This is a genomic window from Kineothrix sp. IPX-CK (genome assembly GCF_039134705.1).
GTDB classification, from domain to species: domain Bacteria; phylum Bacillota; class Clostridia; order Lachnospirales; family Lachnospiraceae; genus Kineothrix; species Kineothrix sedimenti.
The window spans coordinates 4,501,338-4,527,499 of sequence record NZ_CP146256.1 but is presented as its reverse complement, the minus strand read 5'-3'; the positions used below and the strand labels follow the sequence as shown (position 1 = coordinate 4,527,499).

Below are 26,162 nucleotides of genomic sequence, written 5' to 3'. Positions count from 1 at the left end.
AAAATGAAAGTAAAAGAATCGAAAGGATATCGCGTATTTCAGGTGTTCAATCTTCTTATTATGCTGTTTGTCGTATTTGTTACTTTATACCCTTTCCTTTATCTGCTGGCGCAGTCTTTTAGCTCGGAAGCGGCAATCTATGCAGGAAAAGTATCATTTTTCCCCGTAGATTTTACCACAAGAACTTACAGTATTATTTTAGGAAAACAGGACTTCTTCGTATACTACGGAAATACGGTTTTCTATTCTGTAGTGGGAACTGTGATTTCGTTAGTGGGAACCGCTGTTTTGGCATATCCCTTATCCAAGAAGAGGCTGGTGTTAAATAGATTTTTCACGCCCTTTGTAGTATTTACCATGTTTTTTGCCGGCGGCATGATTCCTAACTATGTATTAGTCGCACAAGCGCTTCATATGCGGGACACCATGTGGGCAATCGTCATTCCGGGAGCGATCAGCGCTTATAACGTTTTATTGATGAAATCTTTTTTTGCAGGGCTGCCGGATGAATTAGAGGAAGCGGCAGCCGTAGACGGAATGAATGCGTATGGAATTTTTATAAAAATCATTGTTCCTTTATCCAAGCCAATTATAGCAACAATGTTCCTGTTCTACATTGTAGGCATCTGGAACAACTGGTGGAGCCCCTTCCTTTATCTGGACAGCAAGGATAAATGGCCGATTGCTCTTTACCTGAGGCAGCTCATTATGGGAGCCATGGGAACACAGGAAGTAGGAGCCGGTCTGGATGAGTCCAGCCAGATAGCAGCTACGGTTAAGTCAGCCTGTATGGTATTGACAGCGGCACCGATTATTTGTGTGTACCCTTTCATCCAGAAATACTTTGTGCAGGGTATGATGATGGGATCTGTCAAGGGTTAGGAGACATAACAACGTATTTAAACCAGAGAGGATATATTCTGGATTGAATAAGCAACCAATTAACATTTAAAAGGAGGAAATGAGTTATGAAAATGAAGAAAGTGCTTGCCATTGTGCTCGCATCAGCTATGGCACTTTCGCTTGCTGCCTGCGGGAGCGCAGGAACGCAGACGACGGAAGAAACTACTTCCGAGGAAACAACGACAGAACCTTCAACCGTAGAGGATATGGTTACCACGGATGTAGTGGAGGATGAAGCGGAAGGCTATGAATATGGTGCCGGAGTTACCTTCCATTCTGAAGAACCGGTAACCTATTCCATGATGTTTTCGGACCATGAGAATTATCCTTATAAGGATGATTGGAGAATCATGACGAGAATCCAGGAACTCACTAACGTAAGCTTTGACCTCACATTAATTGCGAGAAGTGATTATGAGGATAAAAAATCCGTATTAGTTAATTCAGGCGATTCACCGTATATTATTCCAAAGACTTATGAAGAAAATGCATATGTTAACGGCGGTCAGGTAGTAGCTATCAGCGATTGGGTACAGTATATGCCCAATTACCAGAAATGTGTTCAGGATTGGAACATGGTAGACGACTTAAAGCAGAAAATGAAGTCCGACGGCAAATACTACGTTCTTCCCGGACTTTGGGAAAATGCCGGTGCAGGTTATTCTTACATCATCAGAAAAGATATATTTGACGCAGCAGGCGTAGACGTTACACAATTAGAAAAGAACTGGACCTATGAGGACTTCTATGAGGCCCTTAAGAAGGTAAAAGAATATACGGGCAGTGATTATGTATTCTCCGATCGTCACAAAGGGGAGTCCACCTTGAATATAGCAGCCGTGTCCTATGGTGTGACCTCCGGATGGGGTATAGCAAACGGCATGAAATTCGATACGGATAACAATCAATTCTACTTTGCTGAAACTACAGATAACTTCAAAGAATTCGTTTCCTACTTTAATAAATTGTTGAATGAAAAGATTATGGACCCCGAGTCTTTCTCTCAGGAAGACGATGCGGCTCTTTCCAAGTTCTATAGAGGAGAAACCTACGTAATTAACGGTAACTATCAGAACCTGGCAGATATCACCCAGCAGATGCAGGTAGACGATGCAGAGCTTTATATGGTTGTTCAGCCCGGCGGGCCGGCAGGTAACATGCAGATCGAGAACTCCAGACTTGAAAACGGCATCATGATCGCGCAGAATGCACTCGATGATCTGGGCGAAGAAGGATTCATCAAAATGCTGCGTTTCGTCGACTGGTTATGGTATTCTGAAGAAGGTCAGACCCTGTGCTTATGGGGCGTTGAAGGGGAAACCTATACGAGAGACGGAGATACGATCACTCTGAATTCCGATATTACATACAATGGAATCAATCCGGATGCCGAGAAGCTGTTAAATGCTGACTTCGGCTTCGGGGGCGGCGTATTCGCATACGGCGGACCTACATGGTTAAAGATTTCTAAGTATACAGAAGGTGAAAAGGATTACGCCAACAGAGTTGTGGAATATAAGGAAGCACGTCCGGTAGATCCTCCGATCATGGGTAATGAAGAAGAGACCGAAGAAATGGATTTAATTAAGACACCTTTGATAGACAGTGTAAAGGCATGGACCTTGAAATTCATCACCGGTCAGGCAGATATCGAAGCCCAGTGGGATACTTACGTTGCTGAATGCGAAAGCTTAGGCTCTGCTGCTTACGCGGATCAGTGTAACGAAATCTTTAATAATACAAAATCTATGCTCGGTTATTAATTAGCTATTAACAAGAGGGGCTGCATTCTGGCAGCCCCTCTTTGTATATAGAAGGAAAAGCTTCTAAAAAAGACCATGAAGTTTATCGAGGCAATAAAATCAGAGCATTTTAGATAACTTATTAATAATCAGGTCGATAGTAATGAATAAAATTGCCTGTGAATCAAGGAACAACTGGTTTTTATCCAAATTAAGAGAGGGAATAGCGATAAAGCAATCATATTTATTGAAATATTTAGCTTTGTTGTTCTGTGTAATAATTGCACAGGGAGTATGGCGGTCAAAAGAAGTTTTGGCGGCCGCTGTGATACAATCGGTAGTGCCTGATACAGATATAAAAATGTGAAAATCAGAAGCAGTAGAAAAAGAGGCTTTTTCACTGAAGATACCACTATGGGTTATTGCTTCGGAATCAATTCCCAGCGCGGAAAGACGATAAGTAAAATAGGTGGCGGAAAGGCCGCTTTCATGAAGGCCGAAAATTCGTATGCGGGAAGCGTTGGTAATATAGTTGCCGAAAGAAATAAACCTGTCTTCACTTATACCGTCTGGAATCTTTTGTATACAACTCAAGTAATTTTCAATGATATCCATATTAGATTTAACAACGGTCGGATTTTTAAAATTACCGGATAAGAGATATTTGGAAACCTCATATTTAAATTCAGAATATCCATTATACCCCAGCTTTTGGCAGAAACGCAGCAGGGCAGATTTGGACACGCCTGCTTTAGCGGCAACATTAATAATAGGATAGGATGACACATAGTCCGGATTATTAATGACATATGTTTTTATTTTCTCATCCGATTTTGTAAATTCTGATTCATGTAAATTAATTAACTCTATAGGGTTCATATAATTTCTCCGTATGTATTGAAATAATATTATAACTATGAAAATTATAACATATCATAAAATCTAATGCATCGTTTTTTCTATGGATAACACCTTGTTATTATGTCCTTCGATTCTTTAATTCATTATAATATCGTCGGTTTTCTTCCCTGATAAAAAGACTGTTTCTTTGTAAAAAAATTAATTTTGGTAAATTTACCAAAATAATTGAGAAATTTATTGAAATGATGTCAGAAGTATAATATAATTAAAAAAATAAAACAAAAGCAAAATTTAGAGAGGGTAAGGTATTCTATATGGAAAAGCAAGCAAAAAAAACAGCATTGGAAAAAACCACAGATTTTATTGAGCAAAAGATTGCACCACCCCTGTTGAGACTGTCACAGGTACGGTATCTTGAAGCGCTGCAGAGAACTTTTATAACATTGATGCCGTACATGGTATTAGGTGCGACGGCAACTCTTATTTTAAATCTGAGCGGATTGTTCGCTGAGGGAACCGGATTAAATATGCCTGGTGTTGCCCAGGCGATTGATAGTGTGATTACTCCGTGCAGGCCGTGGCTTCTTCAGATTGTTTTCGTGACAATCAACCTGCTGGCATTGATTGCGGCTATGCTGAATGGTTACTTCCTCGGAGATTATTATAGCAAGAAAGATTCCAATGTTACTGCGGTAACATCTGCAGTCGTGGCTATGATAGCATTTCTCAGCTTTATTGATTTTTCAAAACTCAGTGAAAATTTTGACTGGCCGGCATATATCCTGGGCTCTCCCAGCTTATTTGGAGGATTATTGATCAGTATTTTCGCAGTAGAGATTTACAGATTCCTGATTGGAAGAAAGATTACGATTAAGATGCCTGAAGCAGTACCTCCGATGATAGCATCGGCATTTACCGGTATGATTCCGGTTTGCGCGGTTATTATATTTTGTACTTTGATTGGACAAGGTTTGGGGGCCTTTGATTTTCTGAGTATGTTAAATAAGGGGACGGCATATCTGGTAGTAGGAGGAAGCGGGCCGGTCGCACAGGGAATTGGTTTTGTTTTGGATAGAATTCTTTGGTTTGTGGGATTACATGGATCGAATATTGTCTCTTCTGTTATGCAGCCAATCTGGACGACTATGATAACCGATAATATTAATGCATTTGCGGCACATCAGGATATACCATTTATGTTTACAGAGCAATGGATTAATTTTTATGTAAGATGTTCGGTATTTCCGATAGCACTTCTTTGCTGTATGAGTAAAGTGAAACGTTTTAAAGTATTAGGAAAGTTATCTCTTCCCGGAACTATTTTCAATATAGCAGAACCGGTTATGTATGGATTGCCAATCGTGTTAAACCCACTTATGTTTGTTCCGTGGGTGCTCGGATTTACTGTGCTTTACATTTTTAATGCCATTCTTGGAGTATTAGGAATCACTCCGCCCATTATTGCAATGACCGTGTGGACCATGCCTGCGCCATTGGCCTCCTTTATCGGCAGTGGGTTTAATATCGTAGCTCCGATAATTACTTTAATAAACATTGCGATTATTTTCTTTATGTTTCTACCTTTTTTCAAAGTAATGGAGAGGCAGATTTTAAAAGAAGAAGAACAATACGAAGCGGAACACGGCGAGGATAAATAATGGAAGAATATCAAATAAAGCCATATAAGCAGGAATATATGGAGCAGCTTGTTACTAGGTGGAATGAGACATTAATTTTTGATCCGATCAGTGAAGAAAGATTTTTGCAGCAGATTTTAATGGATGAAAATTTTGATCCCGATTTAGCTCTCGTTTTACTTGTAGAGGATAAGGTGATAGGATTTTGTCTGGGAATTAAAAGAAAATATCCATATTTGACACGAGGTCTTGAGGAGAACAGAGGTTGGATCAGTATTATGTTTGTTCTGACTAAGTATCAAGGAAAAGGATATGGAAAAGCGCTGTTAAATGAAGAGGAAAAACGTTTGAAGAAAGAAAAGGTAAAAGAAATCACGCTATGTGCTTATAGTCCAAATTATTTTACCCCAGGAGTCGATCTGAAATATGAAAGGGCACTGTCTTTTTTTGAACAAAATGGCTATGTAAAAGGATTGGATGCCGTAAGTATGCAAAAGGACTTATTTACTTATAGTATTCCGGAGAAAACTCAAGAGATGATAGAACGATTGAAAGGAGAAGGAATAAGTTTCAATAAATATTCGATTTCCTATATGGAAAAACTGTTAGCTTTTGCTGAAGCTGAATTTGATGCCGGCTGGGTAAGGAATATTCTACAGGCAATTCGTAATGGGGAAGCGGAAGATACTATTCTGATCGCAACAGGCATAGAAGATCAGGTAATCGGATATTGTATGCGGAAGATCGATGGCAATGATGCGAGATTTGGACCTATCGGAGTAAAAGAATCCATTCGCTCAAAAGGAATTGGAGGAATCTTGTTTGATTTACAGATGAGAGAAATGCAGAAAAGAGGAATTTTTTACGCATATTTTTTATGGACTCATGGTGCGGCGATGAGATTCTATGAACGTCATGGAATGAGTACATATAGAACATACCAGCTCTACCGTAAAAAAATATAGGAGGAATATTGGAATGGCAAAATACAATAGAATCGTATCTGTTGGTGCACATCCATTGGATGCAGAGCTTATGGGCGGACCAATGATGATAAAATACGCTGAGCAGGGAGCTGCCTGTACATTCGTACATGTGACGAAAGGGCGCCTTACAGATCCGGCAGCAACTGAGGAAGAGAAAAAGGCGTATGAGGACGCGTTGAACGACGAGAATAAAAGTGTGGCTGCTGCTATGGGGTGCGATAGCTTTAGTATGGATTACATATCGGCGGAATTGCCGGTCGTGGAAGAATTTAAGGATATAATATTGGAATACTTAAGAAGGGAAAAAGTAGATTGCGTAATAACTCATGCGCGTGGAACATTACATCCCAGGCACTATTATACTTATGAGGCAGTAACGCAGGCGGTAAGAATACTTCATTCTGAAGGAAATCCGATACAGCTTTATTATGGAGAGAATTGTGAAGATTTGGCTGGATTTATTCCAACTGTATATGTAAGTATGAGTGAATCAAAGATGAAAACCTGGTTTGAGGGATTACAGCATTATAAGATCTTTAACGGTAAGGTTAATGATGTTCCATATTATGACTATTATCATTCTATGGCGACTGTAAGAGCGATTGAAGCAGGAAGCCATGGACTTGTAAAAGCATATATGCATGGAGCATTAATCGATAATGAGTAGGGGAAAAAGAAAGGCGGGTTTGCAATATGAAAAAAATTGTTTTGGTATGTGTGGCAGGAATGTCGACAAGTCTGCTGGTATCCCGTATGCGGGACGCTGCAAAAGCAGATAATTATCCATGTGAAATAAATGCATATCCTATAGCAGATGCATCGGCAGTAATTCCTGAGGCAGACATTGTTTTATTAGGCCCACAGGTAAAATATATGACTAATAAACTGAAGAAAGAATATTCTGAAAAAATAATTGAAGCAATAGACATGCGAATTTATGGAATGGTCGATGGAAAAGGTGCATTGATGCAGGCCAGACAGCTTATGGGAGAATAGAGGATGGAAAACTTTGAATCTATTTTATTTGAGATTATTTCTTATGTCGGAAGTGCCAGAAGCAGCTATATAGAAGCAATTGAACAGGCTAGGCATGGGGACTTTGATAAATCAAATGAATTAATAAAGTGCGGAAAAGACCAATTTAATGAAGGACATCATGTGCACATGGATTTGATACAGAAATCAGCATGCAAAGAGCTGGATATAGAAAGTTACCAAATGCTTTTGATGCATGCGGAAGATCAATTGATGAGTGCGGAAGCATTTGGAATTCTGGCAGAGGAATTCATAGAATTATACAAAATCTTGCAAGAAAAAGGCATAATTGGAAAGGTATAAATGAAATGCTGAATTTGGCAGTATATACAACAGAAAAAAGAAATATGGATACGATGAATCTGGATAGTATGAGTTCTATGGAAATTGCTACAGCCGCAAATAAAGAAGATGAAAATGTGGTAAAAGCGGTTCGGGCAGTGATACCACAGATTGCGGATGCCATTGATATGGCGGCGGAAACACTTGACCAACAGGGGCGGATGATTTATATCGGTGCCGGAACATCAGGGCGTCTGGGAGTTCTGGACGCCAGTGAATGTCCGCCAACCTTCGGGGTGTCAGAGGAATTGGTGACCGGTATTATAGCAGGAGGAAGAGAGGCACTTTTTCATGCGGTGGAGGGGGCAGAGGACAGTAAGATACTTGCGGAAGCAGATTTAAAAGAACAGAGACTGTCACCAAGAGATATGGTGATTGGATTGTCCGCAAGCGGCAGAACCCCTTATGTATTATACGGATTAAAGTATGCATCGAGCATAGGATGTAAAACAGCCGCCATAGCGTGTAATAAGGATTCCATCATAGGAAAAGAGGCAGATATAGCCATAGAGCCTGTTACCGGCCCGGAGATACTGACCGGTTCTACAAGATTAAAAGCAGGGACTGCACAAAAAATGATTCTGAATATGATTTCTACAGGAAGTATGGTTAAAATTGGAAAAGTATACGAAAATTTAATGATCGATCTACAAAATACCAATGAAAAATTAGCGGTCAGGACAGAAAATATTGTAATGAGTGCAACCTCATCTGACAGAGAAAAGGCCAAGAGATTATTAAAAGAAGCTAACGGAAGTGCCAAATTGGCAATAACAATGTCTCTATTAAATAAGCCCGCAGATGAAGCAAAGGATATATTAAAGTCCGCTCATGGAAGCATTCGTAAGGCAATAAGGGAGAATAAAGAGTGAAGATAGGAATTTCCATTTATTTAGGTACAAACATGGATATGAATATAGAAATCTTAAAAAAAGCAAAAGCAGCGAAGATTTCTTATGCATTTACGTCTTTGCAAATTCCGGAAGAAGATGTTGATGATTATGAAATAGGAACCAAAAGTCTTCTGGAAAAGTGTAAAGAGTTTGGAATACAACTGATTGCAGACGCCAGTCCTGAGACGGTAAAAAAACTGTCTTGTAATACAATAGAAGAATTAGAAACCTGGGGAATTACATCAATAAGACTGGATTACGGATATTTGCCGGAAGAAATAGCAAGGCTGTCAAAGGTATTTCAAATTGTGGTAAATGCGTCTACAGTCACTGCAAAAGACATACAAGGCTGGAAAAATGCCAAAGCTGATTTGTCAAAATTCATTGCCTGCCATAATTATTATCCAAAGGAATATACAGGGCTTTCTATTGAAAGAGTACATGAGATTAACGAAAACTTAAAAATGGAAGGCCTTCAGACAATGGCATTCGTATGTGGAGATATGACAATGAGAGGGCCATTGTATGCAGGATTGCCTACAGTAGAGGAACATCGTTTTAATAAGAAGGATATTATGTTACATATACTGGAACTGTATTTTGATGCAAAATGCGATATGGTTATGGTCGGAGATGTTGATATATCAGAAGAAGCATGGAAAAATATTGAGACATTAAATCAGAATACTATCGAGATAAAGGCAAAGTTGAATGAAAAATATCATTTCATTTCCGATATGATTCATCACGATCGCATTGACTCCAGCGGCTTTATTTTCCGTTCTACGGAGTCGCGGATGCTAAAAAACAGAATTCAGCCGGAGAACTGTATTGAACGTAAAAAAGGAAGTATTTGCATCTCCAATGGTAAGTATTTAAGATACGAGGGAGAAGTTGAAATAGCTAGACAGGATTTACCCCAGGATGAAAGGGTAAACGTAATTGGTCATGTGGATTCGGCATATTTAAAGTATCTTCCCTATATTAAAAATGGAATGGGGATTAAATTAATATAGGCTTTTCTCCATTTCATAGCTCCATTTAGCAATTTCGGCAATCAGCTCCAACGGAAGCGGCTTGCTATGCGGAAGCTGCAATGCACCTTTACTTGTTTTATATTCCGCAAGTCTTGGTAAGAAATGTACCATGGCTTTTTCGCCGGGATATATTCCGATATGATTTTTGAACGATGCGAAATGGATGATATTGTGTTTGTTCCAATATGTGGGCATTTGCCATGATATTCGTTCTTCTGCATCCGGAATTGCAGTCCGAATCGTATTCCTTACCAGATGCAAAAGCGGCTGAACGCTCTCCGGCTGTGCGGCAATATATTCGTCGATTGTTTTTGCCGGATCATTGCGATGGTTAGCTTTATTGGTATTATTTGATTGTTCTTTCATCTGCTGCCTCCTTATTTAACGTATTTTATCTTTTTTATACGCACCCAAACACTGTGCTTTCAGCTCAAATTTCGTATCTTTGAATTCTTTTGGCGAAACCCCGAACTCCTTTTTAAATGCTCTGTAAAAACTAGAATAGTCCTTGAAACCAAAGGACTGGTATACTTCGCTGATATTAGCATTTCCTAGCAGTGCTTCCTTACAGGCAAACAGCCTCTTTTTGAGAATATACTGATGGACGGATATTCCCATGCTGTCTTTGAAAATATGGGAAATATGATACTTGCTCACGAAAAATTCATTTGCAATTACATCCAGCGTAAGTACCTCCTCCAAGTGCTCTTCAATGTAATAGATCAGATTCTGATATAAATTATTCCCATCCTCCGAGTATTTTATATGTCTTTGATCATATATTATCCGGTTCAGATGTATGATTAGACCGTTGATGCCTAGCGCAATTCGGACATTCTTTCCGAACCGCTGCCCATGAATCTCCTCCAGAAGCCCGAACACCTTTGCCTGAATCGTATTAAAAGCGATGACATCGTTGTGGATAATGTATTCTCCTGTATCCGATACATGCTTCATGAAATAAAGGTAATCCTCAGACAGTTCTCGAAGCTGATTGCAATATTCTTCGCTGATCCAAAGAACAAACCTTCTGTAAGGCCTGCCCGAATCATGTATCACCGCCTGATGATATGTCCTGGGGGGAATTAATACGATGTCGCCCGGCCTCAGTTCCCAGATCTGATCCTCGATCCGGATGGACACATCTCCCTCCAGAAAAAAATAGAATTCATGGTAACCATGCATATGAATTTTTCCCTGCGGAAGATTTCTATCGTTATAATAATATATTTCGAAATCTTCGGAAAGCATGTATTGTCTTTTCGTAAATTCAGCTCTTAAATTCTTTTTCATACTTACAGTATACCACCAAACCGCAACTTTTACAATATGAGCAGCAACTCTGTCAATAGACTTTTCCTGCCCGCAATTTATAATGAAATTTATAAACAAACTATTGTTAGAGAGAGGAACTGTTGACTATGGAAATGACATTAAGGTGGTTTGGTTCAAAATTTGACACTGTTACGCTGAATCAAATCAGGCAAATACCCGGAGTAACAGGAGTCATCACAACATTATATGATACAGCCCCGGGAGAAGTATGGAGCAGGGAGAGGATTCGTGCGTTAAAAGAGGAAGTAGAAGGCTCCGGCCTTCATATATCGGGAATCGAGAGTGTAAATATCCATGAAGCCATTAAAGCAGGTACAGAGGAAAGAGACCAATATATTGATAATTATATTGAAACACTTGAGAATCTGGGTAAGGAGGACATTCATCTCGTATGCTACAACTTTATGCCCGTATTTGACTGGACCCGTACCGAACTTGCCCGTGTGCGGCCTGATGGCTCTACGGTGCTCGCTTATAATCAGGCGGCTGTAGACGCATTAAATCCCGAGGACATGTTCGACTCCATCGCAGGAGATTTAGGCGGTGCGATCATGCCCGGCTGGGAACCGGAGCGGATGAAGAAAATCAAAGAATTATTTGCAATGTACAAGAATATCGACGGAGAGAGGCTATTTGAAAATCTGAAATATTTCCTCGAAAGAATTATGCCTGTTTGTGACAAGTATGACATTAACATGGCGATACATCCCGATGACCCTGCATGGAGCGTGTTCGGACTTCCCCGTATTATTATCAATCAGCCTAACATCCTGCGTATGGTGAAAATGGTAGATAATCCTCATAATGGGGTGACATTTTGCTCAGGTTCCTATGGAACCAATCTGGAAAATGACCTTCCGGGCATGATTCGCGCTTTAGAGGGAAGGATACATTTTGCCCATGTACGTAATCTGAAATTCAACAGTCCTGATGATTTCGAAGAATCCGCTCATCTTTCCAGAGACGGATCCTTCGATATGTACGAGATCATGAAGGCACTCTATGATATTAAATTTACCGGACCTGTCCGTCCCGACCATGGACGTATGATATGGGGAGAGGTCGCAATGCCCGGATACGGACTGTATGACCGTGCGTTAGGAGCGGCCTATCTGAATGGCTTGTGGGAAGCCATCGAGAAAGAGGAGAGCAGGAAGTGAGATTAAATCAAACTATTATGAATAACGAAAAAGAGTGGATTGAAAAAGGATATGCTATTCCGCTCTATGACCGGAGAGCAGTGGCAGAAAAGACTAAGTCTGCTCCTTATTGGATTCATTTCGGTGCAGGCAACATTTTCCGTGCCTTTCAGGCAAATGTTGTTCAGAATCTTCTGAATGAAAGAATTTTGGATAAAGGGCTTATTGTTGCCGAGGGCTTCGATTATGAAATCATACAAAAGATGAATCATCCCCATGACGACCTTTCTATCCTCGTCACCCTGAAGGCTGACGGTTCCGTAGAAAAAACGGTGGTCGGAAGCGTGGTGGAATCCCTATGTGCGGATACGCAAAACCATGAAGATTTCTTTCGCCTGCGAGAGATCTTCGCTAATACTTCTTTACAGATGGTCAGCTTTACCATTACGGAAAAGGGATATCTCCTTACGGACGGCAAAGGAAATACGCTCTCTTCCGTAGCCGCAGACATGGAGAACGGACCGGAAAAGCCAAAAAGCTATATTGGAAAAATCACGAGCCTTCTTTACACACGTTTTCAGGCGGGAGCAACACCGGTGGCTATGGTCAGTATGGATAACTGTTCCCATAACGGCAACCGCCTTTATGAGGCAGTCTATGCGTTTGCGGATAAATGGAGCGAGTCCGGTTTGACAGAAAAAGGCTTTAAGGACTATATAGGCAATTCCGGCAAGGTTTCTTTCCCATGGACTATGATAGATAAGATCACGCCGAGACCCGACCCCTCCATAGAAGAGATTCTTAAAAAGGATGGGGTGGAAGAGACGGCACCCGTCATTACTGACAAACATACTTATGTGGCTCCTTTCGTAAATGCGGAAGAATGTCAGTATCTCGTCATCGAAGATGACTTCCCTAACGGACGGCCCCCGCTGGAAAAGGGCGGTATTATTTTTACCGACCGTGAAACGGTGGATAAGGTGGAGAAAATGAAAGTCTGCACTTGCCTGAATCCGCTTCATACGGCTCTTGCAGTGTTCGGCTGCGTACTCGGTTATGATTTGATTTCGAAGGAAATGAAGGACGATGTTCTGCGCAGACTGGTAGAGGAGATCGGATACGAGGAAGGGCTTCCCGTAGTAATCGATCCCGGCATTCTTGACCCGAAGCAGTTTATCGATACCGTTTTAAACGTGCGTATTCCCAATCCGTTCATGCCGGATACTCCGCAGCGCATCGCAACAGATACTTCCCAGAAGCTTGCTATCCGTTTCGGCGAAACCGTTAAGGCATATATTGCTTCTCCTCAGCTTAATGTTTCCGATCTGAAGAGGATTCCCTTGGTATTCGCAGGATGGCTCCGTTATCTTATGAGTATCGATGACGACGGAACTCCTTTCGAACTCAGCCCAGATCCTCTTCTGGATGATCTTCTCCCGCGTATGGTTGGGCTGAGCCTTGGTTGTGACGATAACACGGAAGAAAAAATAGAGAAGAGAATAAGACCTGTTTTAGAGAATAAGAACATTTTCGGAGTAAATTTATACGATGCAGGCCTTGCGCCCCTTGTGTGTATCTATTTCCGGGAGATGCTTGCCGGGCCCGGAGCCGTAAGAAAAACACTGGAAAAGTATGTATAGGTTATAGGCGATTTGAAAGGAGCCTCTGTTTATGGAATCATTTATTCATGAAGATTTTATGCTCGGCACCGCCACTGCAAGGGAGCTATATCATCAGCATGCGGAAAAGATGCCGATTATTGATTTTCACAATCATCTGAATCCCCGGAATATCTATGAGGATTCCTGCTATAACAATATGACCGAGGTATGGCTTGGCGGTGACCATTACAAATGGCGGGTTATGCGCGCTGCCGGTGTTCCGGAAGAGCTGATAACCGGTAACAGAGAACCTCTGGAGAAGTTTGTAGTGTGGTCCTATACCGTACAAAACTGCATAGGCAATCCGTTGTACCATTGGACTCACCTGGAGCTTAAACGATACTTTGGCATCGATACGGTCCTCACTCCTGATTTTGCCGGAGATATATGGGATGCCTGTAATGAGAAGCTGAAAACCAGGGAATATTCCAACCGCAATCTGTTAAGGATGCAGAACGTTGAGGTACTGTGTACTACAGATGACCCTGCGGACGATTTGGAATGGCATAAAAGTATGGCGGGAGAAGATTTCAGCATCAGAGTACTTCCAACCTTCCGCCCGGAAAAGGCTTTAGGCATAGAAAAAGCAGATTTTCCTTCTTATATAAGACGGATAGAGGAGAAGACCGGACTTAATATCTCTTCCCTGGCGGATGTGATTTCGGCGCTGAAAAAAAGGCTGGATTATTTTATTGGGGCCGGATGCCGTGTAACGGATCATAGTCTGGAGGGCAGCTTTTACATGCCGTCCGATTATGAAGAAGGAAATATTATTTATAAGAAACGTATGGCAGGAGCATCTTTGTCTTCGGAGGAAGTAGCCAAGTACCGCGGTTTTCTGCTGACAGAGCTTGGCCGGGAATATGCCCGCCGCAATCTCGTCATGCAGCTCCACATCGGAGCGATTCGCAGCAATTCCACAAGAATGCTGAAAAAACTCGGGCCGGATACCGGCTTTGACAGTCTGAACGATTTCAATTATGCCCCTCAATTGTCCGCCCTTTTGGATGACATGGATCAAACGGAGGAACTTCCCAAGACCATTCTCTATTACTTGAATCCCAAGGATGCTGAAATGCTCGCATCCATGGCCGGTAACTTTCAGAGCAATACTCACGGAATCAGAGGAAAAATACAGCTCGGCAGCGCATGGTGGTTCTGTGATCACAAGAACGGTATGGAAAGGCAGATGAACGCCTTGTCGGATGTCGGACTGATTTCTACCTTTATCGGAATGCTGACCGATTCCAGAAGCTTCCTGTCCTTCCCAAGACACGAATATTTTCGCCGAATTCTTTGTAATAGGATCGGAGCCCTGGTCGAAAACGGGGAGTATCCGAAGGATATGCATTATTTGGGCGAGATGATTGAAAATATTTGTTATAATAATGCAAAGGCGTATTTTAATTTATAAGGTTCGGATTTACATGTTAGTATAATCGGGGTGCTTCATCAGGAGTTAAACCGGGCATATTTCTTCGGAGATATGCCTACTGCCTTAGTAAAGGATTTTAAAAAGTTACTATAGTCGTTAAAACCGCACTTTTCACAAGTCTCCGTTACAGAAAGTCCTTCATTTAGCAGAGACTTTGCGATGGTAATTCTTCTCGCGGTAATATATTTGTTGATCGTAGTTCCGGTGGTGGACTTGAAGATACGGCATAAGTAAGAACCGCTTAAGTAAAAGTTTTCCGACAGCATTTCAAGTGTCAAATTCTCAGAAATATGCTGATTGATGTAGGAAAGGATATCATCCACCTGAGCATGATTCGTTGTGACTGCTTCCTTATATTTGCGGTGGCAGGATTCATTAAAAAACTTATTTAAAAACACCATAAGTTCAGTAAGAGCCGAACGCTCCGTCAAGTCCATGCCGAAGCCTTCGGCTTCCGCTATTTTATGTATCAGGTAAATAAATCGCTTGCTCAAATCGGAATCGAGGTGAAATTTATGAGGATAATCGGCATTTCTGTGAGTAAAACAATGAGTTAAGTCAGTTGTCTCAGACGAAATACGGCTTAAATAATCGGGATGAATGGAGAGGACGATCCTTTCATGAATGCGTGCATCTATCTGTGTCAAATGATGACTTTCATACTGGTTAATAAAGAAAATATCTCCCGGTTCAATCGTATAAAACCGATTATCGATTAAGAACTGTTTACCTCCGGATATGGAATAATAAATTTCGTAACAATCGTGAATGTGCATGTCCAGCGGTTTTTCATCGCTGTAAAGATGTGCAAGAGAAAAATACTTATTTGTAATGCAATACTGAATCGCTTCCATGTTAGATGTAAATTCTTTCATGATCTGCACCCTTCCCTTTTCTTTTGTTTTAGCTATAATTTCAAGCTTTGCATAGCTCCAGTTACCATTATAAGGGGCATGTTTAGTATTTACAACATTTCCATCAACTCCATGCCTTACTTATAGCCGGAAGACTTTGGGTCATACTATACTAATAATTTCTTTGAAACAGTCTTTGTAAAAAACTGTATGGAAGGTCCAAGCATCAAAACAGTAAGGAGCGTTCCGATACCAACAAATCCGCCGGCTATGAAGGCTATGATTACTGCGGTTCCATCACAGGCAATACGGCAGAAAAGATAAGGTATATGAGTTTGTTCTGATAGCCCAAGCGAAAGATAATCATAGGGAGAGATGCCGGAGGCTGAAGTTTGATAGAGGGATACACCCATTGCCGTTATAAGAATAGCAAAAAGCAGAGCGATCAGCCGGATTGGATATGTATCGGGGAGTGTAATGTAACGGGTATCCAAATACATGAATAGATCTGCTATATAGCCGATCAGAGTCCAATTTACCAGAGTTCCGATTCCAATATATCTTTTACCGAAAAAGAACTGAAAGCTGAAAAGAAACAAGTTAAATAACAAAAGAAAAGTTCCATAATTTAAAGGAATATTCATAGATAAGGATAGTGTCATCGCAGAAAAAGGGTCATTGCCCAATGCCGCATGACGGTAAAAAGCGATTCCCATACCAAGAAAAGCATTGCCTACAAACATGCAGAGAATTCTGCGGGGACCAAGGCTGGATAAGTATTTTGTTAAAATAACAAGTGTTTTCTTCATTTCATTAAGTTTCTCCCTCACCATATTAAAAGAGCTTCCCAACGAAAGTGCTTGCAAACAACATCGTATAGGAAACCCCTTATTATCTTGGTAATTATACATTACTAATTTAGTTTTGTAAATATTATTTACTATATGTTGTTAAACCCGATCACAATTTATGTTACTGTTCACTCCATTCACAGTAACGCATGATGTTCTGCAATGCAAACTTTTTGCATGTAAATTCGCTACGCGAAGCAGAAATCATCTCTTGAATCACGTTCTTACGTAGCTTAACAGCAAGTGTTAAGCTACTGTGTGAACAATAACGAAATCATTTCATTCCACCACAAAATGTTCCATTTTCTTTTCCAGCGTACCCATATCCTCCATCAGGTTCTGAGATATAGAGTCCATTTTCTCCGCATTTATCAGAAGCTCATCCGCCAGTACACCGACCTTGGCGGCAAAGTTGGAGGTGGCTTCGGTGACTTCGGTGATTCTTCCAACGGCTAGTTTAGTCGCATGGCGCCCGGCGTTTACGCTTTCCACGTTCTGGCTTATTTCATCTACACTCATGATGAGTTCCGCCATTCCGAGGCTTAGCTTGTCGAAAATGGCAGACATATCTTTTACACCCTTCTCCTGCTCGCTAACAATTTCCTTCGCCTCCTGTGCGTTTCCCGTAGTCTCCTGCATTTGAACCATAATGTCATTTACCGTATTTTGAATTTGCTCCGCCGCGTGCAGGGAGTTGTCAGCGAGCTTGCGTATTTCTTCTGCGACCACTGAGAAACTGCGGCCTGCGGCACCTGCGCGGGCCGCCTCAATGGAGGCGTTTAAGGAAAGGAGCGTGGTTTGTTCCGAAATATCGTTGATAATGCCGATAAATGCTTCGATGGATTTTGCTTTCTGCGACAAATAGGAAATGTTGTCGATGACCTTCGCCGTAACCTGCGAGGTGGAATCCGAACTTTGAGATAAAGAATTCATTTGCAATACTCCCGATTTAATCATTTCATGGCTGGAAGAGGCGAAGGTTTCAATCTTCTTTATTTCCTGCAATACCGTCTTTATCTCTCCGGACAGCAGATCCATTTTCTGCTGGCACTCATTGGCATTTTCCCGTTGGTTTTCGATTCCCTGGCGAATTTCTTCGATGGCATGATTGATGTCTCCGGAATGGCTGTTTACCGTGTCAGAAGTATTTTTCACTTCGCCTGAGGTTTCCGATACCCGGGAAACGCTCTCTTTGAAGTCGTGAACCAGAATGCGCATATGATCTAACATTTGTGTGACGCTCTGCCCGATGCTGCTGAATTCGTCATTTCCCCGTATTCTTATCTCGGCCGTAAGGTCACCGGAAGAAGACTTGTTCAGGCCAGCCATAATAAGCTTCATTCTCCTGCTGATCTTTGTAGAAATCAAAGCTGCAAGAACGCTTGCGATGATACAGGATAAAATAACGAGAAGAATGGTAATGGTTTTGATGCTGTCCGCCTTTTGGGTCACAATATTTCTGGGTATTAAAGCATATACAACGATACCTGCGATGTTGCTTTTGGAAGCAAGAAGAAGATAGTTCATACCGCCTTCCTTTATATAGCCGATAGTCTGCGTTTCATCAGAGTCCTGAAATTGCTTATAAAATTCCATGTTCATTAAAGAAAATTCCAGCTCGCTGCCGGTAACTACTTCTCTGCCGCCGCCTGTTATGAGCCCTATTGTACTGCCTGCACCAATATCCGTTTTATCGAGAATGTCCAGAATCGTACTTTTGCTTATATCCACAACAACCCCCGCCTTTGAATTGTTAGAAGCGCAGTAGTAGGAAAGAAGATAGTCCTCTGCGCTAGTCCCCAGTCTCTCATCGATGAGGGCATGGGAATCCAGCCAGGCGGAAAATATGCCGGGACCGTGGGTTTTTTGAATCTCACTCTCCAATTCATCGTAAAAGCCAGTGCCGCTTCCCTTTTTCATATCCTTTGTAGTCTGCATAATAACACCGGGTTGAGTGATGATATGTATATCATGAATAAACTTATTGGTGGTGCGAGCGGTCTCCATGCCGGATTTCATACTGTCTATGGTCTGTATTTTTTTGGAGTTGTCCCCTTCGTATAAACCCAGATAATATTTATTCATGTTGGCATCGTTGGCATATTTCAAGGCTTCGGCTTCTCCCAGCTGCAGGCCCAGGTCGATATACTGGTCGGTCATTTTTATGGCAGCCAGAGATGATTCCTCATATTTTTCCCTTATGCCTTTTTCTGCCTGAGAGTAAGCCAGTACACCCACGAGAATGACACAGAGAATGGGAATAATAAAGGCAACGCTTATTTGCTTTATGATACCGTATCTTCTGAACAATTTAATCTTCTTTATTTCCTTGATCTTTTTCACTGCTTCCTCCTTTTGTATACCTTAATGTACTTTATGAAATCAACATTTTCAATTTACCTTTATCCGGTATGACCAAAATGCGGTAGATTTCGTGCTCCCAGACAACCGCCAGGCGAGGGTCGGTTATTGGAATTTCTTCTATATTATAAATATTTCCGCCCTCTATCTGTATCTTCCCCAAAGTACCTATGGAAACAGTGACACTGCTCCCGCCGGATGAATGACTGACTACAGGCTTTTCATAGGACATAAGGCTGATAACGACCTGAGAAGCAGGGGCAGAAAAGCTGTCCTCAATAGCGATATATTTGCCCTTGTATAAGGCTGCACGCCGTTTATAGAAAAGAAGGTTACATTCCATAGGATAAGCCCCGGAGATATCCATTTCGATATCGCATATATCTTTTTCCATTCGGCAGATCACATCCTTTGCCTTATATTCGGCCCCGTCCTTTTGCATAAAGCCGTTCACCGTAGGAAGGTTGTGATAGGCTGACTGCATGGTCCATATTTCGTAACGCCGGGATGAGAAGGTTTTCTTTGTATAGCTTTCCACTCCGATGTCGATGAACATGGGCCTGCCGTCTTTGTATACGGTAAAGCTTCCGGTATCGTTATGGTTATGGCTGTCTCCGTTATCTCCGGCTTTTACGGCAAGGAAAAGCCGTTCGTCCCTTGCAATAAAGAGACCTGTACTGGGATAAAAAATATCCCGGCGGGGAAGCGGAAAGCTGGTATCACAAGCCTTTATCTCCGCAGCGGTAAATGCGTTCTGCAAACGATAGTACAGATTATTTTCCGAAGACAGAAGGAAAGATGCAGGCAGGTCCTTCTTGAAATCGTCAGCGGCAAACTGCTCCATCACCTTATTGCCGGTCCGCCTGGCAAATAAATATTCCCGTACTCCTGCGCGTCCTGCGGCCGGAGAGCAATCCGCAAAGTTCACATAATATTTATCATCGATATGAACGTTCAGTATGTAGGAAGCAATATTTTGGATTTTCGTATCCTCATAGAGGGGTGCGAAGTGACCTTTCGTTATTGCATTTAGTATTTCCATGGTATTGAACAGGCAAAGACCGGCATGGCGGTAGTATTGAGCGCCTTCGTCACAACAGCCGTCCTCTTCGTATTCGGCAAGAAAGTGATCGGTGCTTTCACAAGCCTTCAGAAAAACGTCGTGTCTGATATCCTCATTCTTATCCGTTAAGAAAACGGAAAGCAGGACATTCTGCGTGCACCAGATCGTCCAGTTATTCATCGGCTCAATTCCGTTGCCCATCCACCAGAAATGGACGTTTAGATAAGGGGTAAAGATGCGGTGCTTAAGCTCCGAGAGAATCCTTTTCGTTATGAAGGGGCTGATTTCATCCAGAGGGTTCTTCATCAGATAATAGGCAGCAGCCAAAACTGCACCTGTCTCGCAGGCAAACAGGTCCAATACGGGAGATGTCGCATCGGGGAGAGGAAGCTGTTCGCAGTCGCGGATATAGGAATTGTGTGCCGGAAGCTGCCATGCACTTTCCTCGCAAATAGAAAAAATACCGTTTATAATATCTTGCATGAACCTCCCTTCATTTTCCGTACATTCCGCAAGTATCAACGCACTGAGAGCCAAACGCTTAGAGAAGGATTTGGACTCGAAACGGACCCTGTTTCCTGTCTTCAAAAAATCCATGAAATCAGAGGCTGAGATATAAGGAAAGGAAAATCCCAGGTATTTTTCACCCAGTCTGATTGATTCCTTCCGCCACTGCATATCCAAAGCATTCCAAGCCTCCCTGTTGGTAATGGGGGCAAAGGGGGTAAAGGGAATAAGTGATTGCTTGTACTCCTTAGCAAATTCAAAAAACATACGGATAACCATTCCTTTCTAGAACAAAAGACCAATCGTCACTTTCTTATTTAGTATTTATATAATTTGGCTCATATAATCCCTGGGAGAGACTCCGGTTACCTTTTTAAACACGCGGCTGAAATAAAATGCACTTTCAAAACCGAGGACATCAGATATTTCATATATCTTAAGATCACCATTTGTCATCATCTTTTTTGCGGAGTCGATTTTACTCTGATTGATGTAATCGGTAAATCCTAAATCATTGTATTTGGAAAAAAGGACGCTTAAATAGTTTGGGCTTATATTAAAAACCTCGGCCACTTTATTTAAGGTTAGCTTTTCCTCTACATGTTCAGTTATATACTTTTTCACGTTGATAACGATATGGTTCTTATAATCCTTGTTGTGGGTAGCGAAGCTTTCGCACAGCCCGTCACGGAATATGGTCAGCCAAGCCAATATCTGTTCCACATTGGTAAGCTCGTAAAGAGAACGATAGCCGTTGCTTTTATTTTTGAATATTTCCGATACTATCTGTTCGCCGTTATTCAAAAGGGAAAGGGACAGATATAAAATATTCCCGGCAGCGTCCAGGGCTTGTACGTAGTGGGCGGGCCGATTCTGGAACAGCTCCATGATAGAAGTAAAAATAGCATAAAGGGCCTTTTCGTCGAATTCGGCATAGGCCTTTCGTATGTCCTCTTTGAATAAAGACATATTGAAAACATTTCTAAGAGGCTTGTCGTAAGGAGTATCCTCTGCAAAAAGAAGAGGCTGCTCCGGTGTCAGCTGTGAAAATATCTGCTTAGCATCCTGAAAGGAAGAAGCAATTTGAATTGGCTTTTTTACCACCGCTCCGATACTGGCCAGTATGGTGACACTGTAATAGTTGTAGAGCATGGAAGAGACCTGTTCTATGGTGCTGCGGATAATCTCCTTAAACTCTTCGGTGTACTTATCCAAAAAGAAGATAATAGCAAAATGCTTCGTATCCAGTGACAGAACATGGCAGGGAATGTATTTAGCCGTAAGCTCCCTTACAATTTGCAGGCTGCTGGTGTATAGGTTAAGTTTCTTTTCTGAGGACATGGAAGGCAGTTTCGTACTTTGTATTTCGATATAAGAGGCGGCAAAGGCTTTGTAATTGAAATCGATGTTGAGGTTATTGAATTGAGTTTCAAATTGATGCTCAGATTCGAACAGGTTCAAAACCAGCCTCGTGTAAAACTGCTCCTTTAATAAGTAAATACTGCTGATAGAAGTATCTGTACCGCTTATTTTTTTCTGCAGCTCGGACATCTTTCCGATAGCGCGCTTTAAGGATTCTCCAAGAATCTCAGGAGTCAGCTCCAGCTTTACAAGGTAATCGACGACCTGATAGGTAAGGGCTTCCTTTACGAACTGGAATTCTTCGTAGCTGGTAAGGATGATAAATACAGGCAGAGACATTCCTTCTTCATAACATTTCTTAGCCAGTTCAAGACCGCTCATGAGAGGCATCTTAATGTCCGTTATGACTATTTCAGGAGAATGCTCCTTTATCATATTGTAAGCGACGGCGCCATTGGTCGCTGTTCCTATAATATTTATATCGTAATCCTCCCAGTTCAGCATGGATTTGATGCCCGCCTGCACCAACGGCTCATCATCGGCTATAAGTAAATTAATCATGAGATCCCCCCCTGGGTCTGAGATTCTGAATCCTTCGAATCGCAAGGCTCTAATTGGAACGGCAGCAATATAGAAATAGTTGTGAATTCACCTATTTTGCTTTTCGCGGATAGTCCGTATTTATCGCCGAATTCATATTGCAAACGCTTGTGAACGTTGCTGATGCCGAATTCCTTAAAGAACGAGGATTCCGCCGGAATCTCCGTATCAAGAAGATGAGCGGCCACCTCCGGCGTCATGCCTACTCCGTCGTCGGTAATATCGATATGTACGTCATAAGCCTCATCCCGGTAGATATGAATTTCGATGCTTCCTGCGTTTCCTTTCGGCTCAATACCATGAAAAATGGAATTCTCCACAATAGGCTGTAAAGTGAACTTCAATATCCTGCAAGAGGTTAAGGCTTCGTCTTCAATATTATAATGAAGTGTGATAGTACCGCCGTAACGGTATTGCTGTATGGTAAAATAATCATTGATTAAAGAAATTTCATGCTCTAAGGTAACGAGATTGGTAGTCCCTTTGGCAATGTCCTTCAACAGACGGGAAAGAGATGTGGTCATCTCGGCGATACCCGAGGCATTCTGAATAGTAGCCATCCATTTAATGGAATTGAGTGTATTGTATATAAAATGGGGATTAATCTGACTTTGCAGCATTTTATATTCATAATCCTTCTTCTGCCGCTCATCTGCTATTCTTTGATTTATCAGCAATTGTACATTTTCTGACAAGTCGTTGATATTCTTACCGATGTCACCCAGTTCATGCTCCCACTCCGTTGAAGGGTCTCTTTCGAAATCGCCGCCTGCGATTCTCTTCATCCTTTCCTGAAGTTTATGGACCGGAACATTTACCGTTTTGGACAAGAACCAGGAAAGAAGGATTCCGATTATGCTGGCGGAAGTAAGAATGATCAAAGCTATTAAGAAAAACGTACGGTAAATGTTTTGGGACAGTACTGTTTGGTCCAGGCACTCGGTCACATACCAGCCCTTGGTGCCGAGAGGGCGTGTTATCATAATGGAATAACCTTTACTTTCCGGATTATAGACCTTTTGTATGACGGTATCGCTGCTTAGAGAGATATCAGACAAATCTTCTTCTAATTCGAACTGGATCGAAGCGGGAACCAGTGTATGGTCGCTATACTCATAGAGGTAATCTCCTATCTGAAAGAAAAAACGGCTGTCCGTTTCCGACAAATAGTTCTTAATGGGGCTGGTAATAACGGAGAGGGACATCTCCGTATAAATATATCCAAGTTCGCCGGCTTCATAAGGATGATCGATGGTATGGACAAAAGGAATCATGGGGACCTGCTTCGTAGTAAAAAAGGGGTCCATTAATATTCCTGTGGATACCTCCCCCGGATTGGAGTGAAGTGTATCGAAATAAGAAAGAGATAAAATGGCATTGGCGGAAACCGCTACGGTGGAATAAGGAGATTCCACCACTTGTACGATGTCGCTTCTTTCCTTGCCGATGATTACGAGACGAATGAGCGAAGAAGGAAGAGCGGCATTGGCCGCGTAGGTTTCCATGATAAAATCGTGGGCCTCCCGTTTAATGCTGTTGCTGCCCGTATCCGCTTCCGCAGCGAAGTTTTTGATTTTACTGCTGATCTGACAGGAGCGGATGAAGCCAATAACGTTGCCTATGTTAGCATCTATGGACGAGCATAAAAAGGCCAGCTTAGTCTCTGAAGTTTGGATTAAATTCTTCTGTAGGCTGGTAGAAACCACGAAATAGCTGATAGAGGTTATGATAATGCTTATAATGACGATTAACATGACGGTGCTAAGCAAAATACGTGCACGTATTGTATGAAGGTATTTGCTCAGTTTATATCTTGCAGGAATCATATTGTTCCCCCTTCCCAATCTAAGAGACCTTTACGCTGAACTGTGCAATACGATGTCTTTGAATGTATTCTAGCACAACCGAAGTTTTGTTGAAAAGGAAAAACCAATAAAACGACAAAGTAGAAAAAATAGTGCATCTTAATCAAAAAAAGTGAAGCTTTTTTTCCGGATGATCGAGAATTAAGAATGAATTATGAATGAAATAAAGAAATTTTTCATGTAAAATAAAACAAATAATTTATATACTTAAACCACATTAGCCCATCGGGTTAATAACCTTAAGGGTATGTTTGCTACTATTAAATTAATTATCGTGAAAAGGGAGGAATCTATTCATGAAAAAAAGGCTTTTAGGAATTTTTCTTGCAACAACAATGATGGCAACCTTGTTCGCCGGATGCGGTTCTGCGGCAGCAGATACGCCGGCAGCTACGACGGAGACGGAAAGTACGGCTGCGGAGACACCGGCGGCTGAGGAAGCAGCGGAGGCAGAGGATACCGGAGAGGCGGATACGGCGGGGCCCGTTACACTTAAGTGGGCGATATGGGATAAAGACATTACGCCTTACTGGGAAGCGCTGAAGGAAGCGTATGAAACGGCTAATCCTAACGTTACAGTTGAAATGGTAGATTTAGGATCTACGGATTACATGACAGTACTTGCGACGGAATTATCCGGTAGCGGTTCTGATTTCGACGTAGTTACGATCAAGGATGTTCCCGGTTATGCGACCTTGGTTTCCAAAAATACGCTGGAACCTCTTGACAGCTACATTTCCGCGGCAGGCATCGATCTTAGCCAGTACGGCGGCGTTGATAAGCAGGTTACGGTAGACGGAAGCCTTTATGAGCTTCCCTTCAGAAATGACTTCTGGGTAGTTTTCTACAATAAGGACATTTTTGATGCAGCGGGTGTTGATTATCCTACAAACGATATGACCTTCGATGAATACGATGCTCTGGCAAGACAGGTAGCAGACCCTACCTTCGGTTCTCAGATTTACGGTACACATTATCATACATGGAGAAGTGCTGTCCAGTTGTTCGGCGTGCTTGACGGACAGCATACCATCCTGGATGGAAACTATGATTTCTTTAAACCGTATTATGAAATGGTCCTGAAGCAGGAAGATGACCAGATCTGCAGGAATTATGCTGATCTGAGTGCAGAAGGCTTACACTATTCCGCAGCATTTTCAGGCGGAGATGTAGCGATGATGAATATGGGTTCATGGTTTATATCTACTTTGATGTCCAATATTGCCAGCGGCGAGTATGATGCTTCTCTTTGCGGCAACTGGGGTATGGTAAAATATCCTCACGCAGAAGGCGTAGAAGCGGGTTCCACACTCGGTACGATTACGGGTCTGGCAGTAACAAGCGTATCCGATCAGAAACAGGCAGCATTTGATTTCGTAAACTGGGTATCCAGTGCGGAAGGTGCGAAAGTTATGGCTGAAACAGGCAACTTCCCCGCACTTATGAACGATGAAGTTGCAGGCATTATTTCCGGCCTTGACGGATTCCCGCAAGACGATGCGAGCAAAGAAGCTCTTAATGTATCTAACTTATATCTGGAAGTTCCTTATGCAGAAAATGTATCCGCAGTTAACGATATTCTCGATACATATCACAAATCCATCATGAATCGCGAAATGACCGTTGACGAAGGTATCGCAGCGATGAATGATGAAGTCGGAAAAATTTTAGGACAGTAATCCTTAAGTAAATA

22 protein-coding genes are annotated in these 26,162 nt (G+C 41.9%); 13 read left to right on the top strand and 9 right to left on the bottom strand.

Translation table 11 applies throughout. From position 1 onward, the window contains the following. Positions 1 to 3: 3 nt before the first annotated feature. Together V6984_RS21435 and V6984_RS21430 are read left to right on the top strand one after the other, a co-directional pair. Positions 4 to 882 (top strand): carbohydrate ABC transporter permease, encoded by an 879-nt coding sequence (locus V6984_RS21435; RefSeq protein ID WP_342757627.1) that lies wholly within the window; start codon positions 4 to 6, stop codon positions 880 to 882. Positions 883 to 968: 86 nt separating this feature from the next. After that, on the top strand, positions 969 to 2,666 hold the full coding sequence (locus V6984_RS21430) for a sugar ABC transporter substrate-binding protein (RefSeq protein WP_342757626.1): 1,698 nt from the start codon (positions 969 to 971) through the stop codon (positions 2,664 to 2,666). A 99-nt stretch (positions 2,667 to 2,765) separates the two neighbouring features. On the opposite strand, the gene V6984_RS21425 is transcribed toward V6984_RS21430, so the two are convergent. After that, positions 2,766 to 3,524: a MurR/RpiR family transcriptional regulator gene (locus V6984_RS21425; RefSeq protein ID WP_342757625.1), complete on the bottom strand. Its 759-nt coding sequence runs from the start codon at positions 3,522 to 3,524 to the stop codon at positions 2,766 to 2,768. A gap of 296 nt (positions 3,525 to 3,820) precedes the next feature. Between V6984_RS21425 and V6984_RS21420 the strand changes: the two genes are divergently transcribed. Genes V6984_RS21420 through V6984_RS21390 form a run of 7 tightly spaced genes read left to right on the top strand, consistent with a single transcriptional unit; the run spans position 3,821 to position 9,415 of the window. Next, a complete protein-coding gene (locus V6984_RS21420; RefSeq protein ID WP_342757624.1) occupies positions 3,821 to 5,164 on the top strand; it encodes a PTS sugar transporter subunit IIC in 1,344 nt (447 codons plus the stop codon). Continuing rightward, positions 5,164 to 6,108 (top strand): GNAT family N-acetyltransferase, encoded by a 945-nt coding sequence (locus V6984_RS21415; RefSeq protein WP_342757623.1) that lies wholly within the window; start codon positions 5,164 to 5,166, stop codon positions 6,106 to 6,108. The genes V6984_RS21420 and V6984_RS21415 overlap by 1 nt, the downstream gene beginning before the upstream one ends. Before the next feature lie 13 nt (positions 6,109 to 6,121). Beyond that, positions 6,122 to 6,796, top strand: coding sequence for a PIG-L family deacetylase (locus V6984_RS21410; protein WP_342757622.1), 675 nt, complete (start codon positions 6,122 to 6,124; stop codon positions 6,794 to 6,796). Between the two features lie 26 nt (positions 6,797 to 6,822). Then, entirely contained in the window at positions 6,823 to 7,125 is a 303-nt protein-coding gene (locus V6984_RS21405) for a PTS sugar transporter subunit IIB (RefSeq protein ID WP_342757621.1), read from the top strand. 3 nt (positions 7,126 to 7,128) lie between these two features. Next, a complete protein-coding gene (locus tag V6984_RS21400; protein ID WP_342757620.1) occupies positions 7,129 to 7,467 on the top strand; it encodes a PTS lactose/cellobiose transporter subunit IIA in 339 nt (112 codons plus the stop codon). 5 nt (positions 7,468 to 7,472) lie between these two features. After that, positions 7,473 to 8,378, top strand: coding sequence for an N-acetylmuramic acid 6-phosphate etherase (murQ, locus tag V6984_RS21395; protein ID WP_342757619.1), 906 nt, complete (start codon positions 7,473 to 7,475; stop codon positions 8,376 to 8,378). Beyond that, positions 8,375 to 9,415 carry a MupG family TIM beta-alpha barrel fold protein gene (locus V6984_RS21390; RefSeq protein ID WP_342757618.1) on the top strand — a complete coding sequence of 347 codons (1,041 nt, stop codon included), beginning with the start codon at positions 8,375 to 8,377 and terminating at the stop codon, positions 9,413 to 9,415. Before murQ ends, V6984_RS21390 begins: the two co-directional genes overlap by 4 nt. On the opposite strand, the gene V6984_RS21385 is transcribed toward V6984_RS21390, so the two are convergent. Next, positions 9,407 to 9,802: an iron chaperone gene (locus V6984_RS21385; protein WP_342757617.1), complete on the bottom strand. Its 396-nt coding sequence runs from the start codon at positions 9,800 to 9,802 to the stop codon at positions 9,407 to 9,409. The two genes, V6984_RS21390 and V6984_RS21385, sit on opposite strands and share 9 nt — an antisense overlap. A gap of 15 nt (positions 9,803 to 9,817) precedes the next feature. Beyond that, positions 9,818 to 10,729 (bottom strand): AraC family transcriptional regulator, encoded by a 912-nt coding sequence (locus V6984_RS21380; protein ID WP_342757616.1) that lies wholly within the window; start codon positions 10,727 to 10,729, stop codon positions 9,818 to 9,820. Positions 10,730 to 10,857: 128 nt separating this feature from the next. Here V6984_RS21380 and uxuA point away from each other — a divergent pair, with 128 nt between their 5' ends. Genes uxuA through uxaC form a run of 3 tightly spaced genes read left to right on the top strand, consistent with a single transcriptional unit; the run spans position 10,858 to position 14,985 of the window. Continuing rightward, positions 10,858 to 11,931 (top strand): mannonate dehydratase, encoded by a 1,074-nt coding sequence (gene uxuA, locus V6984_RS21375; RefSeq protein WP_342757615.1) that lies wholly within the window; start codon positions 10,858 to 10,860, stop codon positions 11,929 to 11,931. A gap of 17 nt (positions 11,932 to 11,948) precedes the next feature. After that, entirely contained in the window at positions 11,949 to 13,550 is a 1,602-nt protein-coding gene (locus V6984_RS21370; RefSeq protein WP_425324268.1) for a mannitol dehydrogenase family protein, read from the top strand. A 31-nt stretch (positions 13,551 to 13,581) separates the two neighbouring features. Continuing rightward, positions 13,582 to 14,985, top strand: a complete 1,404-nt coding sequence (gene uxaC / locus V6984_RS21365) for a glucuronate isomerase (protein ID WP_342757613.1) — start codon at positions 13,582 to 13,584, stop codon at positions 14,983 to 14,985. A 38-nt stretch (positions 14,986 to 15,023) separates the two neighbouring features. Here the strand turns inward: uxaC and V6984_RS21360 are convergent, their stop codons facing one another. The 6 genes from V6984_RS21360 to V6984_RS21335 all read right to left on the bottom strand — a co-directional run bounded on the left by V6984_RS21360 (position 15,024) and on the right by V6984_RS21335 (position 24,430). Then, positions 15,024 to 15,881, bottom strand: coding sequence for an AraC family transcriptional regulator (locus V6984_RS21360; RefSeq protein WP_342757612.1), 858 nt, complete (start codon positions 15,879 to 15,881; stop codon positions 15,024 to 15,026). 146 nt (positions 15,882 to 16,027) lie between these two features. Next, positions 16,028 to 16,669, bottom strand: a complete 642-nt coding sequence (locus V6984_RS21355) for a hypothetical protein (RefSeq protein ID WP_342757611.1) — start codon at positions 16,667 to 16,669, stop codon at positions 16,028 to 16,030. Between the two features lie 321 nt (positions 16,670 to 16,990). Continuing rightward, on the bottom strand, positions 16,991 to 19,054 hold the full coding sequence (locus V6984_RS21350) for a methyl-accepting chemotaxis protein (protein ID WP_342757610.1): 2,064 nt from the start codon (positions 19,052 to 19,054) through the stop codon (positions 16,991 to 16,993). 31 nt (positions 19,055 to 19,085) lie between these two features. Further along, positions 19,086 to 20,909 (bottom strand): heparinase II/III domain-containing protein, encoded by a 1,824-nt coding sequence (locus V6984_RS21345; protein WP_342757609.1) that lies wholly within the window; start codon positions 20,907 to 20,909, stop codon positions 19,086 to 19,088. Between the two features lie 57 nt (positions 20,910 to 20,966). Then, a complete protein-coding gene (locus tag V6984_RS21340; protein WP_342757608.1) occupies positions 20,967 to 22,565 on the bottom strand; it encodes a response regulator transcription factor in 1,599 nt (532 codons plus the stop codon). Then, a complete protein-coding gene (locus V6984_RS21335) occupies positions 22,562 to 24,430 on the bottom strand; it encodes a sensor histidine kinase (RefSeq protein WP_342757607.1) in 1,869 nt (622 codons plus the stop codon). Before V6984_RS21335 ends, V6984_RS21340 begins: the two co-directional genes overlap by 4 nt. A 335-nt stretch (positions 24,431 to 24,765) precedes the next feature. On the opposite strand from V6984_RS21335, the gene V6984_RS21330 reads away from it, so the two are divergent. Then, positions 24,766 to 26,148 carry a sugar ABC transporter substrate-binding protein gene (locus V6984_RS21330; RefSeq protein ID WP_342757606.1) on the top strand — a complete coding sequence of 461 codons (1,383 nt, stop codon included), beginning with the start codon at positions 24,766 to 24,768 and terminating at the stop codon, positions 26,146 to 26,148. Positions 26,149 to 26,162: the final 14 nt, after the last annotated feature.

Coding starts and splice junctions, on each gene's coding strand:
- V6984_RS21345 (WP_342757609.1), bottom strand. CDS start 20,909: ATGTTTTTTGAATTTGCTAAGGAGTACAAGCAATCACTTATTCCCTTT.
- V6984_RS21340 (WP_342757608.1), bottom strand. CDS start 22,565: ATGATTAATTTACTTATAGCCGATGATGAGCCGTTGGTGCAGGCGGGC.
- uxaC (WP_342757613.1), top strand. CDS start 13,582: ATGGAATCATTTATTCATGAAGATTTTATGCTCGGCACCGCCACTGCA.
- V6984_RS21330 (WP_342757606.1), top strand. CDS start 24,766: ATGAAAAAAAGGCTTTTAGGAATTTTTCTTGCAACAACAATGATGGCA.
- V6984_RS21335 (WP_342757607.1), bottom strand. CDS start 24,430: ATGATTCCTGCAAGATATAAACTGAGCAAATACCTTCATACAATACGT.
- V6984_RS21415 (WP_342757623.1), top strand. CDS start 5,164: ATGGAAGAATATCAAATAAAGCCATATAAGCAGGAATATATGGAGCAG.
- V6984_RS21360 (WP_342757612.1), bottom strand. CDS start 15,881: ATGAAAGAATTTACATCTAACATGGAAGCGATTCAGTATTGCATTACA.
- uxuA (WP_342757615.1), top strand. CDS start 10,858: ATGGAAATGACATTAAGGTGGTTTGGTTCAAAATTTGACACTGTTACG.
- V6984_RS21405 (WP_342757621.1), top strand. CDS start 6,823: ATGAAAAAAATTGTTTTGGTATGTGTGGCAGGAATGTCGACAAGTCTG.
- V6984_RS21385 (WP_342757617.1), bottom strand. CDS start 9,802: ATGAAAGAACAATCAAATAATACCAATAAAGCTAACCATCGCAATGAT.
- V6984_RS21380 (WP_342757616.1), bottom strand. CDS start 10,729: ATGAAAAAGAATTTAAGAGCTGAATTTACGAAAAGACAATACATGCTT.
- murQ (WP_342757619.1), top strand. CDS start 7,473: ATGCTGAATTTGGCAGTATATACAACAGAAAAAAGAAATATGGATACG.
- V6984_RS21435 (WP_342757627.1), top strand. CDS start 4: ATGAAAGTAAAAGAATCGAAAGGATATCGCGTATTTCAGGTGTTCAAT.
- V6984_RS21430 (WP_342757626.1), top strand. CDS start 969: ATGAAAATGAAGAAAGTGCTTGCCATTGTGCTCGCATCAGCTATGGCA.
- V6984_RS21420 (WP_342757624.1), top strand. CDS start 3,821: ATGGAAAAGCAAGCAAAAAAAACAGCATTGGAAAAAACCACAGATTTT.
- V6984_RS21400 (WP_342757620.1), top strand. CDS start 7,129: ATGGAAAACTTTGAATCTATTTTATTTGAGATTATTTCTTATGTCGGA.
- V6984_RS21410 (WP_342757622.1), top strand. CDS start 6,122: ATGGCAAAATACAATAGAATCGTATCTGTTGGTGCACATCCATTGGAT.
- V6984_RS21370 (WP_425324268.1), top strand. CDS start 11,949: ATGAATAACGAAAAAGAGTGGATTGAAAAAGGATATGCTATTCCGCTC.
- V6984_RS21355 (WP_342757611.1), bottom strand. CDS start 16,669: ATGAAGAAAACACTTGTTATTTTAACAAAATACTTATCCAGCCTTGGT.
- V6984_RS21425 (WP_342757625.1), bottom strand. CDS start 3,524: ATGAACCCTATAGAGTTAATTAATTTACATGAATCAGAATTTACAAAA.